This window comes from Maritimimonas sp. 2304DJ26-3 (genome assembly GCF_056591635.1).
Genome location: NZ_JBWQOK010000003.1, coordinates 32,630 through 47,700 on the forward strand (window position 1 = coordinate 32,630; position 15,071 = coordinate 47,700).

The following is a 15,071-nucleotide window of genomic DNA, read 5'->3' on the forward strand; positions in this document are numbered from 1 at the left end:
ATTTATTTAGATGTTTTTTTGTTATAAAATATTAATTATTAGAATATTATTTTTTTAAGATTTAAAAAGAATAATGGGGCTCTAATATTTCATTTTTTTTATCGTTAATGTAATTGTTGAAAAATAAAAACCAATTTAATTAACCAAAAATGATAAGAAAAAACCTACAACTATTAACAATTTTATTTTTTTGTATTACTGCAATTAATGCTCAAAAAGTTGACTTAGACAGAGAGTATATAAAAGTCAAGTATACAAACTTACCAACAGAGCCCATTTTAGACGAAAACTTTAGAACCTATGCTGTTAGTTCAAATAACCCTAGAGTAGCTAATGAAATTAAAATTTATGGCTTCGAAAAATTAAATAAAGAGGGTACTTTAAATATTGATGTCAATATTGGTAATGTAATTATTGAAAATGTCGAAATATCTAAGAGAGAAAAAGTCAATAAAGATAAAGAAGGAAATGTGACTAGCACCGAAAGATATTATACTCCTGTAATTACATATTCTACAAAAGGATCTTATAAAATTGATAACTCACAAGGAAAACCTCTTTCATACGCTTTAGGAAATTCTAAAAATACCCACAAGGGTAATGAATACAATTCATACTCTAAAGCTTCAAATTATTTTAAAAACAATAGGTATACTTTAAAAAGCAAATTCAGAAATGAATTTATAGGTAGCTCAATTAAGAATATCAATAAAAACTTAAACAGACTTTATGGTTATGAGCCTTATGTGTACAATGAATTATTTTGGATCTTAGACTCTAAAAAGAACTCTGACTATGAAGGGCATAAAAAAGCTTTAGCTGATATTAAAGAGTTACTTGGGAAAGTTTCTCATGATGAACCTTTAGATGCTGTTAAACCTAACTTACAACCAATTGTTGATTATTTTATTAGTGTTGTGCCAAAGTATCCTGAAGATAAAAAGAAACATCGCAAAATGAAATATGCTAGCTATTATAATATTGGTCGCTTATATTATCATTTTGATATGCCAGATAAAGCTATTGAATTTGCAAATAAGGTAATCGAAAATGATTACGATAAAGGAGATGGTAAAAGACTAATCAAGCAAAGCGAGCGTTTAAAAGAGCTGTTTAAAATAAATAAGCTTACCACTCGTCATTTCCCAGTAGAAACTGTAGATAATTCAGATGCAATCGAAGCTAACGGAGCTGCTGTAGTTGAAGAAAAACCAAAAAACGTTTTAAAAGACAAATATTTAGAAACTGTATTTATCAATAGTGATGGTTCTAAAATGGAGGGTAAGATCAAATTAAAATTAGCTGATGATGTTGATTTATCAACTTTAGATCTTACAAACTATTTTAAAAATGCTGTTAAGATTCTAACTTTGACAGATGATGATGAAGTGAAGATTAAAAATTATTTTGCTAAAGAAAATGCTTCATTTGTTACTAATGGTATAACTTATAAAGCAGTAAAATTTAATCCAAATTCAGAAACAGGTTCTCAAGGTAATGTAGTAAGCCTCGATGGTGCGAAGTATCACTTTGTAAAAGTCCTTTATAAATCAGATAAGCTAAGCTTATATAAGTATAAAAAAGAGTTAATCTTTAAAAAGTCCAGTGATAAAAAAGGACAATCAACTTCTTCATTAGCATATACAATTGGATTTAAAAAGAAACTGTCGAAATTAGTGTCTGACTGTGCAGAATTGGCTCAGTTAGCAAAAGATGGTTCTTTTTCTAATAACGAAGAAAGTTTATTAGCTTTTGTTCAAGAATATAACGATAATTGCAAATAAATAAAACCATAAATAAATTTTAATTAACAATGAAAGTCAAAACTTTAATTTTAGTATTAGCAACCATCATTATGAGTTCTTATGCGAGCGCTCAAGATTTTCAAAAACCATTAGAGGGAAAGGCTGTAGTATATTTTTTAAGAACTTCTGGTTTGGGTGCAGCTATCAATTTCAAATTTTTTAATAATGACACCTATTTAGGGAAGTTTAAAGGAAAAAATTATGTAAAGCATGAATTTGAACCTGGTAAACATTTACTTTGGGCAAAATCTGAAAATTTAGATTTTATGGAAGCTGATTTACAAGCTGATAAAATTTACTTAGTACAAGTAAAGCCAAAAATGGGAGGGATGAAAGCGGCAGTGAGATTGAATACCGTGGATACTAGCGATGCTAAATTAATGGAGAAAATAAAGAAGCTGGTTTCAAAAAAAGCTCCAGTAGAACTCAGCATGAAAAAAGCTGAAAAAGTAACACCTAAGATAAAAGATTATCTTCAAAAATATGAGGAACTAAAAAATGGAGATGACAAGGAAAAGATAAAAACCCTATCTTCAGAAATGTTTTTCGAATAATATAATTTTCTAATTTTTATTATTAAGCCAGCTAATAGCTGGCTTTTTCTTTAACAATAGATTAAGAAATAATAAATTCATCTTTTTTTAACTTCGTGCGCTGTAACTTTACAGATAAAGTTCAGACTAACAAGAATATAAATTTGTACAAATGATTAAAAAACTAACTCAATTAATGATTGTGCTTTTTCTGTTTGGTTTTTCAGCCGACTTGGTAGCACAAAAAAAGCCTGTTTGGAAAAACAGAAAGAAAAAGAAAGGTAAAGTAGAAACTCCAGCTCCAAAACCTAAACCAAAAAAAGGAGCAATTCTACCTTATAATAAAGTTGTTACCAAAGAGGCTAAAACCGATGAAGGACTTTTTAAAGTTCATGAAATAGATGGTAAATTTTTATATGAAATACCAGATACATTATTGAATCGTGAAATGTTGATGGTTACGCGAATCGCCAAAACTGCAAATGGAATTGGTTTTGGTGGTGGTAAGGCTAATACACAAGTATTACGCTGGCAAAAGAAAGGTAAAAAAATTGTACTACGTGTAGTATCTCATCAAGTTGTAGCAGCCGATTCATTGCCAGTGCATGAGGCTGTAGTAAATTCTAATTTTGAACCAGTTTTATATACTTTTCCTATTAAGGCATTTAGTAAAGATTCTACTGCAACAGTTATAGATATAACAGACTTGTTTAATAAAGATGTTAAAGCTCTAGGGTTGCCGAATTTTAGAAGGAAGCAATATAAAATATCTCGTTTAGATGCTAATAAATCTTTTATTGAAGGAGTTAAAAGTTACCCACTTAATGTAGAAGCACGTCATGTAAAAACATATACTGCAGGTAATCCTCCTTCTAATGCTAGTACAGGTACTGTCTCTGTTGAAATAAATAATTCGATGGTTTTGTTACCTAAAGTTCCAATGAAGAAAAGATTGTTCGACGAACGTGTAGGGTGGTTTGCCAGAGGACAAGTGGATTATGGTGATGAAGCTCAAAAAAGTAAAACAACTAGATATTTAGATAGATGGCGTCTTGAGGTTAAGCCAGAGGATGTAGAAAAATTTAAAAGAGGGGAATTAGTTGAACCCAAAAAACAAATTGTTTATTATATAGATAGAGCGACTCCCGAAAAGTGGCGTAAGTATATAAAACAAGGTATTGAAGATTGGCAAGTGGCTTTTGAAGCTGCTGGTTTTAAAAATGCAATTATCGCAAAAGACCCTCCTACAAAAGAAGAAGACCCAGAGTGGAGTCCAGAAGATGTACGTTATTCAGTAGTACGTTATTTAGCTTCACCAATTCCAAATGCTAACGGTCCTCATGTTAGTGATCCGCGTTCTGGAGAAATTTTAGAATCAGATATTAATTGGTATCATAATGTAATGAGTTTGTTGAGAAATTGGTTCTTCGTTCAAACCGCAGCTATAAACCCTGATGCTCAAACAACAGAGTTTAAGGATGAGGTTATGGGGCGTTTGATCCGTTTTGTATCTGCTCATGAAGTTGGTCATACAATCGGACTACCGCATAATATGGGTAGCAGTGTTGCATACCCAGTTGATTCATTACGCTCAGCTTCTTTTACTAAAAAGTATGGTACGGCTCCTTCAATCATGGACTATGCTCGTTTTAATTATGTTGCGCAACCTGGTGATGAAGGTGTGGCTTTAATGCCAAATATTGGGGTATATGATAAACACGCAATTCGTTGGGGATATCGTCCAATTTTGGATGCTGAAACAGCCGAAGACGAAAAGAAAACTTTAAATAAATGGATTACGGATCATGCTGATGATCCAAAGTATCGTTTTGGTCACCAACAAGTAGGTGATGTAGTTGACCCAAGTTCACAGACCGAAGATTTAGGTGATGATGCTATGAAAGCAAGTGCTTATGGTATAGAAAACTTAAAACGTATAATTCCTAATCTTGAAAAATGGACAACTAAGGATGGCGAAACGTATGCCGATCTTAAAACAATGTATAATCAGGTATTGGCTCAGTTCAATCGTTATGTGAGACACGTTTCAACTAACATTGGCGGTGTTTATGAATACTATAAAACTGCTGATCAAGATGGAGCTGTTTACACATATGTTCCTAAAGAACATCAAAAGAATGCTTTGAAGTTTTTGAATGAGCAGTTATTTGCTACTCCAAAGTGGATGATTGATAAAGATTTGTTTAGCAAAACAGAATATTCCGGTTCAACCGAAAGAATAAGAAGATCTCAAGTAAATGCATTAAATAGTATTTTAAGTTTAGGGAAAATGGCTAGAATGATTGAGAACGAAACCCTTAACGGAAATGAAGCCTATTCTTTAAGAAGCATGATGAGTGATCTAAGAAATGGTATTTGGAGTGAGTTGAGAAATGACAGAAGTATAGATACTTACAGAAGAAATCTACAGCGTGCGCACATTGATAGATTAGGTTATTTAATGACTGCTAAGAATCAAGGTAAAGCTCCTGCTTTTGGAGGCTATCAAAAGTCTACCATTGTTAATACAAGTCAATCTGATATTAGAGCAATTGCAAGAGCAGAATTACAATCGTTGAAAAGATCGATAAGAGCCGCTTTGGGTAATTCTGGCGGAATGAAAAGAATACATTTACAAGATGCCTTAGAAAGAGTAGATGCTATTCTTGACCCTAAATAAAGTATCATTCTTAGCTTAAAAAAGAGTTAAAAAAACCTCATCAATTTTTGATGAGGTTTTTTATTTGTAACTTTTTTGGGTGTTTATAGTCAGATAGTTATCAATGTATTCAATTCTTAAAAATAATAAAGGCAAATTTAAAGAAGATGAGCTTCAACCAATAAGCTCATTATTAGCTGAAGTTAAAACTAATGAAGATTACCAAGACTTTTATGCTGCCTTTAAGAAAACGCAACTGCCTTTTATTCCTTGTTATGAGAAGGATGTAAAAAAAGTATATAAAGATTCTTTTAAGGTATTACATGAGTTAGGTAAGGTTTCTATCCCGGTTTCTGTAGCGCTTTCAATGCATTATTATGTATTGAATTCTATGGCATCATACCCATTTTCAAAAACAAGCAAAGAATATTGGAAACGAGAGATGCTACTTCAAAAGATAAAAAAAGAAAGATTGATTATTGCTAATACTGGTTCTGTACGCACCTTTAAAAATGTTGTAAGTGATAAAACGATTTTAATTAAACGAGAAGGAGATAATTATCATGTTAATGGCGAAACTCCTTTTATGTCTTTGTCAGGAATAGCAGATTATATGGTTTTTACAGCACCATTACCAGAAAATGATACAGCAGAAAAAGCTATCTTTTTTATACCAGCAAATAATGACAATATAGAGCACATAGATTCGACTTTTGGTGAAGTTATGGAAGGTTCTTTTACAAAATCTGTTCGGTTTAATAATGTGAAAGTGAGTGACGGAAATGTAATTAAATTAGACAATGCCGAAGATGAACGCTGTGAAATATTAGTCTACCAGCGCTCTTGGTTCCAAGGATTAGTACCTGCACCATATTTAGGTGCTTCATTGAGGGTTTTAGAAGAGCTAAAGATATTTAGTGAACAGAAGATTAAAAATGGCAAGAGATTATCTGAATCTGAAAGCTTTTTACAAAACCTTGGTGAATTAAACTTACAATATAAAACTGCTTTACAACTGTGCGATAATGCTGCTCAAAAACTAACTGGTTTTAAAAAGGATGACGATGAGGCTTTAGAACAATTATTTGATGCAACCCTTTTAGCTAAATATCACGCTACACATTTTTCTGAAGCTATTATTACCAAAGCCCGACACTTAATAGGTACCTCTTTTTTAGCACCCAATACTATTACCAATAAAATATATAAAGAAATAGTTTTTGGTGTACTACAGCCTATGGCAGATGTAGATATTAAAAAATATTTTAGCCATAAGTTGTAAGGCAATTTAGTTTGTTTATTAATTTAATTTCTTCGAACTTCGTGTTGTGAACTATAACCAGCTTGTAATGAGTCTGATAGAAGTATTAAAACAAATCCTTATCCTTATAGTTGTACCTCATTACTCAATAATCAAGTTAATTATCTTATCTTATAAGAAATAACTAGCTAATGTTAAAATTCTTTAGAAAAGTTCGCAACGATCTTATAAAAAATAAATTGATACTCTAAACTTAAAATTGATTACTAATGAACAGGAGAAATTTTATTACTAAAACTGGATATACTATTGGCGCCGTTTCTGTACTTTCTACATTAGGTTGTAGATTTTCTTCGACTGCACCTCTTGAAGGATGGGATGCGATAAGAGCTGATTTTCAACTAAATACTGATAAGATTCAAATGGCGCAATTTTTATTAGCTTCCCATCCTTCAAAAGTTAGAAAAGCTATTGAAAGTCATCGTAAAGGTTTAGATAAAAATACAGTGCAATATTTTCTATCTCAAAGTAGACGTAACGTTAATAAAGTTATTGAAGTGGCAGCTACCTACCTTGATTGTGACTCGGGTGAAATTGCTTTAACTGAGAATACTACAACGGGGTTGGCTATTTTATATTCAGGTTTAAAATTGAAACCCGGAGACGATATTCTTACCACTACTCATGATCATTATTCTACGGAAAGGTCATTAGATTTTGCGGCTCAACGCAACGGAGCTTCCATCAGGAGAATAGCGCTCTATGAAAACCCGGCGAGCACAAGTATCGAAGAAGTTATAAATAACCTTAAGAATGCCATATTACCTGAAACTCGAATTGTTGCGGTCACATTTGTTCATTCAAGTACAGGAGTTAAATTACCAATCAAAGAAATGGCAATTGTAATTAAAGAAATCAATAAAACCAGAGATGAATCAAATCGAATTTATTTTTGTGTAGACGGAGTGCATGGTTTCGGAATTGAAAATATAACTGTATCTGAATTAGGTTGTGATTTTTTTGTAGCAGGTACACATAAATGGCTTTTTGGACCAAGAGGAACTGGCATTATTTGGGCAAAAAAGGATGCATGGCATATGGTGGATGCAATCGTGCCTCCATTTGGCATACCACTCCGTATGTGGATGGGAACCATGCCGGAGGATAAGTTGACTTTTCATGAAAGGTTAACACCAGGAGGGTTTCATGCTTTTGAGCATCGTTGGGCACTGAAAGAGGCTTTTGAATTCCATCTGGAGATCGGAAAAGAGGAAATTCAAACTCGAACACACTCATTGAATACCATGCTTAAGGAGGGTATGAGAAATATAAAGCATATAGACTTACACACTCCTTTATCAAATTCACTTTCGGCTGGGATTAATAGTTTTGAGGTTAACGGAATGAAACCCAAAATTGCAATAAGCAAACTTCGTAAAGTAAATATTATTGGCAGTACTTCTCCATATAAAACGATTTATGCGCGATTATCACCATGTATTATCAATACAGAAGAAGAGGTGAAACGTTGTATTAGTGCACTTGAAAAAATTAATGAGTAAAATTATATTCTAAAAAGATAGAATCAAACTAAATGATGGATTGCTTTTAAAAAATGACAAACTAACTTAAGAGATAAATATCATAAGTGTAACGCAAATTTTACTTTAGCTTAAATTGCATTTCTATTGGCAAATGATCTGAAGCTTCTCCAAATGCTGTTAACACCTTACCATTTACATATTCTATAGAATTTTTGGTGTAAAAAATATAATCAATTCTTTTAAATGGATATTTGGTGTCAAAGGTATTTGCAATATCATCTTTATTAAAAGCTGCATTACCAACCTCTTCATTTTGGATAAGTTTTTTAATAATTGCTTCCCAATTTCTAGCTTCACTATTAAAATCACCTAATAATATGGTAGGGTATTCGGTAGCATATTTATTAAATAAATCTAATACATAATTAAACTGATTAACTCTTGTAGGTTTATCGAATGCCTCTAAATGTATATTAATGAGCACAATAGTTTTATCTTCTATTTTTGCCTTTACTACTTGAGCTAATCGCTCTAAATAAAGAGCATCTCTGTAAAAAGGGTTGTCTTTTACACGTTCTAAAACAATGCGCTCATAATCATGTAATGGGTACTTGCTTATAATAGATTGACCAGATAGCATCTTTCCAAAATGCATCGACGGTGGCCAGTAGGGGAAAGGTACATAAGTTTCATCCCAATTTACAGCTTCGGCAATATAATTGTATCCTAATTTGGCGAGTTCATCTTGCTGATTAACATTGTATGACCTCGCTGAAGCATAATCTATTTCCTGAAAGGCGATGATATCAGCATCCACTTTTTCAAAAAGAGATTTTACCTTAGAAAGATTAGTGTCGAATAATGATTTAGGTTTTTCGATGGCTTTATTGTTGGTCATGCCACTTAGGTATCCTATATTATAGGTAACAATACTGTAAATAGAATCACGATCTATATTTTGATCATAATTATTAGTGATAAGTTTACTATAATCTTTTTCCGAAAAGTTTGGTGATGATGCCCAAAAGAAGAAAAGTGTACTCGCTATTAATAATGCTACAATAAGAAAAAGGAGAAATTTAAAAAATCGTTTCATACTAGCTAAAATACATTTTAAAATTAAAATATTGAAAATTATATGGGTTATATAAATATTCTTCTTAATTTTGCAGCCCAAATATAAAAACAAATAGACAGAATATATGGAAGGAGGTGCTAACAAATGTTAATTATTCCAGTAAAAGATGGTGAGAATATCGATAGAGCGTTAAAACGTTTTAAAAGAAAATTCGATAGAACTAAAACAATGAAACAGTTGCGTGAGCGTAAGCACTTTACTAAACCTTCTGTAACTAAACGTAAGCAATTGCAAAAAGCACAATACGTTCAGGGTTTAAGAACTAGTGAAGAATAAATAAAGTTTTCACTTTTGTGAAAATTTTTCTAATAGATTACCGTTAGTATTTAATAACTACAATTTGTAGTTTTGTTTTGCTAACGGTTTTTTTATGCCCATAAAATCTTTTATAGAATATCTTTCTTTAGAGAAAAAATATTCTCCTCATACCGTTAAGGCGTATCAAGATGATCTTATTGCCTTTCAATCTTTTTGTAAAGATGATTTTGATGATGATAATTTAGCTAATGCTAATTATTCTCAAATCCGCTCTTGGATTGTCGATTTAGTAGATCAAGGAAAAAAGAATAGAACTATTAATAGAAAGATAAGTTCGCTTAAAGCTTTCTATAAATTCTTATTAAAGACCAAACAGATTACTAACGATCCGCTTATAAAATATAAGGCTTTAAAAGTAGCTAAAAGACTGCAGGTCCCTTTTACACAGAGTGAAATATCTGAAGTCATCAATAAGTTAGATGTAAATGATGATTTTGAGTCATTAAGAAATAGATTAATAGTTGAATTATTTTATTCTACCGGAATTAGAAGAACTGAACTCATTAATCTAAAAATAGGCGACATTGATTTTTCTAAAGAAACCGTTAAGGTTTTAGGTAAACGAAATAAAGAAAGATATATACCTTTATTAAAATCTATTCAAGAAACGTTGCATCTATATGTTAAAGTGCGAAATGAGTTTGAAAAGGATGAAGGAGACTTTTTATTTATTACTAAAAAGGGAAATAAAATATATGGAACACTTGTTTATAGAGTAATAAATAACTACTTTAGTACAGTCTCTTCTAAAGTGAAAAAAAGCCCGCATATAATTCGGCATTCTTTTGCTACACATTTATTGAATGAAGGGGCAGATTTAAATTCTGTTAAAGAATTATTAGGTCACTCAAGTTTAGCTTCTACTCAAGTGTATACTAATAACAGCTTGAGTGAATTGAAAAAAGTGTATAACCAGGCTCACCCGAGGAGCTCTAAAAACTAAAAGCCTATGAGAGTACATGTTCAATCTGTAAATTTTAATGTAGATAAAGGTTTAAAAGAGTTTATTGAGACTAAGATCGATAACCTAGAAAAATTTTATGATCGAATAATTGATGCTGAAGTTTATTTAAAAGTTCAGAAAACTAGTGAAAAAGAAAATAAAATAGCCGAAATTAAATTAAATGTACCTGGTGATGAGTTTATTGTAAAAAAACAATGTAAGTCATTCGAAGAATCTGTAGATTCGGCAGCTGATGCTTTGCGTAGACAGCTTCGAAGAAAGAAAGATAAGCAGCGCGCTCATTACACCTAAAGTTTCCTAAAAATAAATACAAAAAGTTTTGTAGAAAAAATAAAACTTTATACATTTGCAAACCGTTAGAAAAAGCGGTTTGTTTTTTTATGCAAAAAAACGAATAAAAAGCCGATATAGCTCAGCTGGCTAGAGCAGCTGATTTGTAATCAGCAGGTCGTGGGTTCGAGTCCCTCTATCGGCTCAAAAATAAACAAAAGTTTACATAAAAAGTAAACGATGTTCTTTGAATAAATAGTGTTGGGGAGATACCAAAGCGGCCAACTGGGGCGGACTGTAACTCCGCTGTCTTTCGACTTCGTAGGTTCGAATCCTGCTCTCCCCACATAATTTTAAAAATGAAATATCAACTCAGAAAATTTAAATTTTCTGAAAAAAATGCGAGAGTAGCTCAGTTGGTAGAGCGTCAGCCTTCCAAGCTGAATGTCGCCGGTTCGAACCCGGTCTCTCGCTCTAATTTTTCCTGCGAAGGCAGGAATCTTTTCCTATAAAAGAGACTAAACACTTTACGCCGGTGTAGCTCAGGGGTAGAGCGTTTCCTTGGTAAGGAAGAGGTCACGGGTTCAAATCCCGTCATTGGCTCAAAGTACGAATAAGTAAATACTAAATATATATAACTAAGATTTTAAATTAAATAATCATGGCAAAAGAAACTTTTGATCGTTCCAAACCACATTTAAATATTGGTACTATTGGACACGTTGACCACGGTAAAACAACTTTAACAGCAGCTATTACTAAAGTATTATCTGATAAAGGTCTTTCTGAAGTAAGAGACTTTGATCAAATTGATAATGCTCCAGAAGAGAAAGAAAGAGGTATTACAATTAATACATCTCACGTTGAGTATCAAACAGCTAATCGTCACTATGCACACGTTGACTGTCCTGGTCACGCGGATTATGTTAAGAACATGGTAACTGGTGCTGCACAAATGGACGGTGCTATCTTAGTAGTTGCGGCTACAGATGGTCCAATGCCTCAAACTCGTGAGCACATCTTATTAGGTCGTCAGGTAGGTATTCCTCGTATTGTTGTTTTCTTAAACAAAGTTGATATGGTTGATGATGAAGAATTACTAGAGCTTGTTGATATGGAAGTAAGAGAATTACTTTCTTTCTATGAGTATGATGGTGATAATGGTCCTGTAATTCAAGGTTCTGCTTTAGGTGGATTAAATGGTGAAGGAAAATGGGTTGATTCTATTATGGAATTAATGGATGCAGTTGATAGCTGGATCGAAGAGCCTGTTCGTGAAGTTGAAAAGGATTTCTTAATGCCAATCGAGGATGTATTCTCTATTACTGGTCGTGGTACTGTTGCAACTGGTAGAATTGAAACTGGTGTTGCTAACACAGGTGATGCTGTAGATATTATCGGTATGGGAGCTGAAAAATTAACTTCTACTATTACTGGAGTTGAAATGTTCCGTAAAATATTAGATAGAGGTGAAGCAGGTGATAACGTAGGTATCTTATTAAGAGGTATTGAAAAAACTGATATTAAAAGAGGTATGGTAATCTGTAAGCCAGGTTCTGTAACTCCACACGATAAATTCAAAGCTGAGGTTTATATCCTTAAGAAAGAAGAAGGTGGTCGTCACACGCCATTCCATAACAACTATCGTCCGCAGTTCTATGTAAGAACTACTGACGTAACAGGTACTATTAATTTACCTGATGGTGTTGAGATGGTAATGCCAGGTGATAACTTAACTATTACTGTAGACTTACACCAACCAATCGCAATGAATGTTGGTTTACGTTTCGCTATCCGTGAAGGAGGTAGAACTGTAGGTGCAGGTCAGGTGACTGAAATTTTATAAGACACCTAATTTTTAGTTAAATATATTATAGGATAGGTGCTTCTTTGAAAAGAGAAGCACCTTATATTCTATACGGGTGTAGCGCATTTCAATTGAAATTGAATCATAGTGTAAACCCAAAATTACGGGTTTAGCTCAGTTGGTAGAGCACTGGTCTCCAAAACCAGGTGTCGGGAGTTCGAGTCTCTCAACCCGTGCAAAAAACAAAGAAGAATAATGGGTATTGTTAATTATATAAAAGATTCTTTCAAAGAACTAAATACGCAAGTAACGTGGTTACCAATGTCTGATGCGCAAAAGTCTACTGTTGTTGTAGCTATGTTTTCAGTATTGTTTGCCTTAGCGGTATTTGCTGTAGATAAAGTTTTTCAATTAGGATTAGAGCAATATTTTAACCTATTTTAATTCAAAAAATGATTATGACTGATTCTGTAAAGAAATGGTATGTAGTGAGAGCTATTGGTGGTCAAGAAAATAAAGTAAAGACCTATATCGAAAACGAAGTTGCTCGTTTAGGTTTAGACGATTATGTTGATCAGGTATTGGTACCTACAGAAAAAGTTATTCAAATCCGTAATGGTAAGAAAATAAATAAAGAGCGTGTTTATTTTCCGGGTTATATTATGGTTGAGGCAAACTTAAGTGGAGAATTACCTCACGTAATTAAATCTGTTACTGGTGTTATAGGGTTTTTAGGAGAAACCAAAGGAGGTGATCCTGTACCATTGCGTAAGTCAGAAGTAAATAGAATGTTAGGTAAGGTAGATGAATTGGCTGTGCAAAGTGAAAATATTGCAATACCTTATATAATAGGTGAAACAGTAAAAGTAATTGATGGTCCGTTTAACGGATTTGATGGTACTATAGAAAAAATAAACGAAGAAAAGCGTAAGCTGGAAGTAATGGTTAAGATTTTCGGAAGAAAAACACCACTAGAGCTAAGCTATATGCAAGTAGAGAAAATTTCATAAATGTTACATATTTGATTTTCGCAATAGCTTCCAACATTTGCGAGATCATAACGCTAAAGTTTAAAAAATGGCAAAAGAAGTTAGTAAGGTTGTAAAATTACAAGTTCGTGGAGGTGCTGCTAACCCTTCACCACCTGTTGGACCTGCTTTAGGTGCTGCCGGAGTTAACATTATGGAGTTCTGTAAGCAATTTAATGCTAGAACTCAAGACAAGCCTGGTAAAGTTTTACCAGTTGTTATTACAGTATATTCAGATAAATCATTTGATTTTGTTGTAAAAACTCCACCAGCAGCTGTTCAGATTTTAGAAGCAGCTAAAACGAAAAAAGGTTCTGGTGAACCTAATCGTAAAAAAGTTGCTACTGTAACTTGGGATCAGCTTCGTACAATTGCAGAAGACAAAATGCAAGATTTAAATGCATTTACAGTTGAGTCTGCAATGAAAATGATGGCTGGTACTGCTCGTTCAATGGGAATAAAAGTAAAAGGAAACGCTCCTGTTTAAACTTTATAATTTTATAGAAGATGGCAAAATTAACTAAAAAGCAAAAAGAAGCTAAATCTAAAGTAGAAGCTAATAAAGCATATACTTTAAGTGAGGCATCTGCTTTGGTAAAAGAAGTGACAAACGTAAAGTTTGATGCATCTGTAGATCTAGCTGTAAGATTAGGAGTTGATCCTAGAAAAGCAGATCAAATGGTACGTGGTGTTGTAACATTACCACATGGTACCGGTAAAGATGTTAAGGTTTTAGCCTTAGTTACTCCTGATAAAGAAGCAGAAGCTAAAGAAGCTGGTGCTGATTATGTAGGTTTAGATGAATACCTCACAAAGATAAAAGGAGGTTGGACAGATGTTGACGTAATAGTAACAATGCCAAGTGTAATGGGTAAATTAGGTCCTTTAGGTAGAGTTTTAGGTCCTCGTGGTTTAATGCCAAACCCAAAAACTGGTACAGTAACTATGGACGTTGCTAAAGCTGTTAAAGATGTAAAAGGAGGTAAGATTGATTTTAAAGTTGATAAGACTGGTATCATTCATGCTTCTGTAGGTAAATCATCTTTTGATGCAGATAAAATAGAAGGTAATGCTAACGAATTGTTACAAACAATTTTAAAGCTAAAACCTAATACTGCAAAAGGAACATATGTAAAAAGTATCTATATGTCTAGTACCATGAGTCCTAGTATAGAGGTAGATGCAAAATCGTTAGTTTAAGCAAGTTAAATTTTTGAATTATGACTAGAGAAGAAAAATCGCAAGTAATAGACAATTTAACAAGCCAATTAGCTGACAGTAACACTATCTATCTTGCAGACATTTCAGGATTAGATGCTATAAGCACTTCTAATTTACGTAGAGCTTGTTTTAAAGCTGACGTTAGATTGGCAGTTGTTAAAAATACATTGCTTTCTAAGGCAATGGAAAAATCTGATAAAGACTTTGGTGAATTGCCAGAAACATTAAAAGGTAATACCTCTATAATGATTTCTGAAACAGGTAATGCGCCTGCTAAAGTTATAAAAGAATTCCGTAAAAAATCTGACAGACCTGTTCTTAAAGGAGCTTATATTGAAGAGTCTATCTATGTTGGTGATGACCAATTAGATGCTTTAGTAAATATTAAATCTAAAGAAGAATTAATCGGTGAGATTATTACAATCTTGCAGTCGCCTGCTAAGAATGTTGTTTCAGCATTACAGTCAGGTGGTGGTAAATTGTCTGGAATTTTAAAGACATTATCAGAAAAATAAAATAAACA

At 32.8% G+C, this 15,071-nt stretch carries 15 protein-coding genes and 5 tRNA genes; 19 read left to right on the top strand and 1 reads right to left on the bottom strand.

Annotated elements, in window-relative coordinates:
• The first annotated feature begins 149 nt into the window (after positions 1–149).
• From AC1EUV_RS08750 to AC1EUV_RS08770, 5 genes are all read left to right on the top strand, one after another.
• Complete coding sequence (locus AC1EUV_RS08750; RefSeq protein WP_480198320.1) at positions 150–1,784, top strand: hypothetical protein; 1,635 nt, start codon at positions 150–152, stop codon at positions 1,782–1,784.
• A gap of 29 nt (positions 1,785–1,813) precedes the next feature.
• On the top strand, positions 1,814–2,359 hold the full coding sequence (locus AC1EUV_RS08755; RefSeq protein ID WP_480198321.1) for a hypothetical protein: 546 nt from the start codon (positions 1,814–1,816) through the stop codon (positions 2,357–2,359).
• A 151-nt stretch (positions 2,360–2,510) separates the two neighbouring features.
• Positions 2,511–5,018, top strand: coding sequence for a zinc-dependent metalloprotease (locus tag AC1EUV_RS08760; RefSeq protein WP_480198322.1), 2,508 nt, complete (start codon positions 2,511–2,513; stop codon positions 5,016–5,018).
• Between the two features lie 103 nt (positions 5,019–5,121).
• Entirely contained in the window at positions 5,122–6,279 is a 1,158-nt protein-coding gene (locus AC1EUV_RS08765) for a hypothetical protein (protein ID WP_480198323.1), read from the top strand.
• Positions 6,280–6,527: 248 nt separating this feature from the next.
• Positions 6,528–7,820, top strand: a complete 1,293-nt coding sequence (locus AC1EUV_RS08770; RefSeq protein ID WP_480198324.1) for an aminotransferase class V-fold PLP-dependent enzyme — start codon at positions 6,528–6,530, stop codon at positions 7,818–7,820.
• A 100-nt stretch (positions 7,821–7,920) separates the two neighbouring features.
• On the opposite strand, the gene AC1EUV_RS08775 is transcribed toward AC1EUV_RS08770, so the two are convergent.
• The gene (locus tag AC1EUV_RS08775) at positions 7,921–8,898 is read right to left on the bottom strand and encodes an endonuclease/exonuclease/phosphatase family protein (RefSeq protein ID WP_480198325.1); all 978 of its coding nucleotides are present in this window, start codon (positions 8,896–8,898) and stop codon (positions 7,921–7,923) included.
• Positions 8,899–9,024: 126 nt separating this feature from the next.
• On the opposite strand from AC1EUV_RS08775, the gene rpsU reads away from it, so the two are divergent.
• The 14 genes from rpsU to rplJ all read left to right on the top strand — a co-directional run bounded on the left by rpsU (position 9,025) and on the right by rplJ (position 15,063).
• The gene (gene rpsU, locus AC1EUV_RS08780; RefSeq protein ID WP_480198326.1) at positions 9,025–9,216 is read left to right on the top strand and encodes a 30S ribosomal protein S21; all 192 of its coding nucleotides are present in this window, start codon (positions 9,025–9,027) and stop codon (positions 9,214–9,216) included.
• A gap of 94 nt (positions 9,217–9,310) precedes the next feature.
• On the top strand, positions 9,311–10,201 hold the full coding sequence (locus AC1EUV_RS08785; protein ID WP_480198327.1) for a tyrosine-type recombinase/integrase: 891 nt from the start codon (positions 9,311–9,313) through the stop codon (positions 10,199–10,201).
• 6 nt (positions 10,202–10,207) lie between these two features.
• Positions 10,208–10,513: a ribosome hibernation-promoting factor, HPF/YfiA family gene (gene hpf, locus AC1EUV_RS08790; protein ID WP_480198328.1), complete on the top strand. Its 306-nt coding sequence runs from the start codon at positions 10,208–10,210 to the stop codon at positions 10,511–10,513.
• A gap of 110 nt (positions 10,514–10,623) precedes the next feature.
• A tRNA-Thr gene (locus AC1EUV_RS08795) sits at positions 10,624–10,697 on the top strand.
• 58 nt (positions 10,698–10,755) lie between these two features.
• Positions 10,756–10,838, top strand: a tRNA-Tyr gene (locus AC1EUV_RS08800).
• Positions 10,839–10,893: 55 nt separating this feature from the next.
• A tRNA-Gly gene (locus AC1EUV_RS08805) sits at positions 10,894–10,966 on the top strand.
• A gap of 57 nt (positions 10,967–11,023) precedes the next feature.
• Positions 11,024–11,095, top strand: a tRNA-Thr gene (locus tag AC1EUV_RS08810).
• Positions 11,096–11,153: 58 nt separating this feature from the next.
• The gene (gene tuf / locus AC1EUV_RS08815) at positions 11,154–12,338 is read left to right on the top strand and encodes an elongation factor Tu (protein ID WP_480198329.1); all 1,185 of its coding nucleotides are present in this window, start codon (positions 11,154–11,156) and stop codon (positions 12,336–12,338) included.
• 124 nt (positions 12,339–12,462) lie between these two features.
• A tRNA-Trp gene (locus AC1EUV_RS08820) sits at positions 12,463–12,535 on the top strand.
• Positions 12,536–12,554: 19 nt separating this feature from the next.
• Positions 12,555–12,743: a preprotein translocase subunit SecE gene (secE, locus tag AC1EUV_RS08825; protein ID WP_480198330.1), complete on the top strand. Its 189-nt coding sequence runs from the start codon at positions 12,555–12,557 to the stop codon at positions 12,741–12,743.
• Between the two features lie 14 nt (positions 12,744–12,757).
• Entirely contained in the window at positions 12,758–13,309 is a 552-nt protein-coding gene (gene nusG / locus AC1EUV_RS08830) for a transcription termination/antitermination protein NusG (RefSeq protein ID WP_480198331.1), read from the top strand.
• A gap of 67 nt (positions 13,310–13,376) precedes the next feature.
• Positions 13,377–13,814, top strand: coding sequence for a 50S ribosomal protein L11 (gene rplK, locus AC1EUV_RS08835; protein ID WP_480198332.1), 438 nt, complete (start codon positions 13,377–13,379; stop codon positions 13,812–13,814).
• A 20-nt stretch (positions 13,815–13,834) separates the two neighbouring features.
• Positions 13,835–14,527, top strand: a complete 693-nt coding sequence (rplA, locus tag AC1EUV_RS08840) for a 50S ribosomal protein L1 (protein WP_480198333.1) — start codon at positions 13,835–13,837, stop codon at positions 14,525–14,527.
• A 20-nt stretch (positions 14,528–14,547) separates the two neighbouring features.
• Positions 14,548–15,063 (top strand): 50S ribosomal protein L10, encoded by a 516-nt coding sequence (gene rplJ / locus AC1EUV_RS08845; protein WP_480198334.1) that lies wholly within the window; start codon positions 14,548–14,550, stop codon positions 15,061–15,063.
• Positions 15,064–15,071 lie beyond the last annotated feature (8 nt).

Bases quoted from the DNA above. Each gene is read 5' to 3' on its own strand.
- AC1EUV_RS08765 (WP_480198323.1), top strand. From the start codon at position 5,122: ATGTATTCAATTCTTAAAAATAATAAAGGCAAATTTAAAGAAGATGAG.
- secE (WP_480198330.1), top strand. From the start codon at position 12,555: ATGGGTATTGTTAATTATATAAAAGATTCTTTCAAAGAACTAAATACG.
- AC1EUV_RS08755 (WP_480198321.1), top strand. From the start codon at position 1,814: ATGAAAGTCAAAACTTTAATTTTAGTATTAGCAACCATCATTATGAGT.
- AC1EUV_RS08775 (WP_480198325.1), bottom strand. From the start codon at position 8,898: ATGAAACGATTTTTTAAATTTCTCCTTTTTCTTATTGTAGCATTATTA.
- rpsU (WP_480198326.1), top strand. From the start codon at position 9,025: ATGTTAATTATTCCAGTAAAAGATGGTGAGAATATCGATAGAGCGTTA.
- nusG (WP_480198331.1), top strand. From the start codon at position 12,758: ATGACTGATTCTGTAAAGAAATGGTATGTAGTGAGAGCTATTGGTGGT.
- tuf (WP_480198329.1), top strand. From the start codon at position 11,154: ATGGCAAAAGAAACTTTTGATCGTTCCAAACCACATTTAAATATTGGT.
- hpf (WP_480198328.1), top strand. From the start codon at position 10,208: ATGAGAGTACATGTTCAATCTGTAAATTTTAATGTAGATAAAGGTTTA.
- AC1EUV_RS08750 (WP_480198320.1), top strand. From the start codon at position 150: ATGATAAGAAAAAACCTACAACTATTAACAATTTTATTTTTTTGTATT.
- rplA (WP_480198333.1), top strand. From the start codon at position 13,835: ATGGCAAAATTAACTAAAAAGCAAAAAGAAGCTAAATCTAAAGTAGAA.
- AC1EUV_RS08770 (WP_480198324.1), top strand. From the start codon at position 6,528: ATGAACAGGAGAAATTTTATTACTAAAACTGGATATACTATTGGCGCC.
- AC1EUV_RS08760 (WP_480198322.1), top strand. From the start codon at position 2,511: ATGATTAAAAAACTAACTCAATTAATGATTGTGCTTTTTCTGTTTGGT.
- AC1EUV_RS08785 (WP_480198327.1), top strand. From the start codon at position 9,311: ATGCCCATAAAATCTTTTATAGAATATCTTTCTTTAGAGAAAAAATAT.
- rplK (WP_480198332.1), top strand. From the start codon at position 13,377: ATGGCAAAAGAAGTTAGTAAGGTTGTAAAATTACAAGTTCGTGGAGGT.
- rplJ (WP_480198334.1), top strand. From the start codon at position 14,548: ATGACTAGAGAAGAAAAATCGCAAGTAATAGACAATTTAACAAGCCAA.